General features: G+C 72.8%; 1 protein-coding gene. It reads right to left on the minus strand.

Translation table 11 applies throughout. From position 1 onward, the window contains the following. A partial coding sequence (locus tag ACFPZI_RS10885) for a polyketide synthase dehydratase domain-containing protein (protein WP_381361483.1) occupies window positions 1-2,082 on the minus strand: 2,082 nt, incomplete at its 3' end. Window positions 2,083-2,098 lie beyond the last annotated feature (16 nt).

Here is a 2,098-nt window from a genome sequence, read left to right on the forward strand (position 1 = left end):
GTGATACGCCGTCAAGAACACCAACGGCACCGACGCCGCAACCTCCCACGACCACCCCTCGGGGATGGGGGTCATCATGCGTTCGTCGCCCACCACATGGGTGCCGAAGCCGCCGAAGAGCATGCCCATGACCCGGTCGCCGACGTTGAGTCCGGTGACGTCGGGTCCGGTCTCGACCACGACGCCGGCCGCCTCGGAGCCGAACAGTCCGGCCTCGCCGGGGTACATGCCCAGGGCGTTGAGGACGTCGCGGAAGTTGACACCGGCGGCGCGGACCTCGATCCGCACCTGGTGACCGATCAGCGGCTCAAGAACTTCGGGGAAGGGCGCCAGGGTCAGCCCGTCCAGGCTGCCCTTGGCGCGGCTGTCCAGCCGCCAGGGCCCGCCCGTCGGGGGCACCAGGCCCGTGCCGGACTCCAGCCGGGCGAGCCGGCCCACCCGCAGCGCGCCCTCGCGGACCACGGCCTGCGGCTCGTCGGCGTCCACCAGGCCCGGCAGGCCGGGGAGTACGGACGCCGACTCGTCGGCGTCGTCGGCGTCCACGAGCAGGAACCGCCCGGGGTTCTCCGCCTGCGCGGAGCGCACCAGGCCCCACACCGAGGAGGCGGCCACGTCCGTGACGCCCCCGTGGGCGTCCTCGACGGCGCCACGGGTGACGAACACCAGCCGCGAGCCGGCGAACCGCTCATCGGCCAGCCACTCCTGCACCAACGTCAGGGTGTGGAGGGCGAGTTCGTGGGCCGACTGCGCGCCGCGCGCGCTGTCGCCCCGGAGGGGTACGACCACGATGGCAGGCATCGCCGCGCCCTCGCGGGCGGCCAGTTCGGCGAGGATGGCCGCCGGGGCGCCGAGGCTGACGGCGCCGGTCGAGGCGAGGGCGGCGCCCAGACCCAGTTCGTCCGTGCCGAGCACCACCCAAGTGGTGTCCGCGGACACCTTCTCCGGAGTGCCGGGCACCCAGTCGACGCGGAAGAGCGAGTTCAGTTCGTCACGACGGCCGGTGTCGGCGGGCTGGGGTCCGGCTGCCCGCAGGACCAGCGAGTCCACGGAGATCACCGGTTCGCCCTGTACGTCGACCACGGCGAGCTGTACGGAGTCCTGGCCGTTGCTGGTCACCCGGACGCGCAGGGTGGAGGCGCCGGAGGCGTGCAGGGACACCCCGTTCCAGGCGAAGGGCAGAAGGCTGCGGTCGTCGCCGTCCGCGCTGGCGAAGACCGTGCTGTGCAGGACGGAGTCGAGCAGCGCCGGGTGCACGCCGAAGTCGCCGGCGTCGCTGACCGCGCGGTCGAGGGCGACCTCGGCGAAGATCTCCGCACCCCGGCGCCAGACCGCGCGCAGGCCGCGGAAGACCGGGCCGTAGTCGAGTCCGTTGCTCGCGTAGCGGTCGTAGAGCCCTTCGATGTCCACCACGGTCGCGCCCTTGGGCGGCCACACGGCTCCGTCGAAGTCGAGCACCTGCTCGCCGTTGCCGATCCGCCCGGAGGCGTGCAGCGTCCACTCGTCGTCGCGGGCGTCGGCGGGGCGGGTGTAGAAGCGCAGTTCGCGACGGCCCTCCTCGTCCGCGCCCCCGATGGAGATCTGCACCTGAACGGCGCCCGTGCGCGGCAGGAGGAGGGGGGCGGCCAGCATCAGTTCTTCGACGCGGTCGCAGCCGGCCTGGTCGGCGGCCCTGATGGCGAGTTCGAGGAAGCCCGTGCCGGGGAAGAAGACCATCCCGCTGACGACGTGGTCGGCCAGCCAGGGGTGGGTGGCCAGCGAGAGGGTGCCCGTCAGTAGAAGTTCGTCGGAGCCGGCCACGGACATGGCGGCGCCGAGCAGCGGGTGGTTGGCGGAGGTGAGTCCGAGTCCGGTCGCGTCGGCCGGCTGGAAGGTCATCTTCGGCCAGAACCGCTCGTGCTGGAAGGCGTACGTCGGCAGGTCCACCGGCTGAGCGCCGGTGCCCACGAAGAACGCGGCCCACTCCACCCGCACGCCGTGGACGTGCAGTTGGGCGAGTGCGGTGACGAGCGTAACCTCCTCGTCACGCCCCTTGCGCAGGGCCGGTACGGTCACGGCCCCCTCGGACACGGACTCCTGCGCCATGGCGGAGAGGACCCCG

Origin of the sequence: Streptomyces chlorus (assembly GCF_042655885.1) — a bacterium.
In the GTDB taxonomy this organism is placed as follows: Bacteria; Actinomycetota; Actinomycetes; order Streptomycetales; family Streptomycetaceae; genus Streptomyces; species Streptomyces chlorus.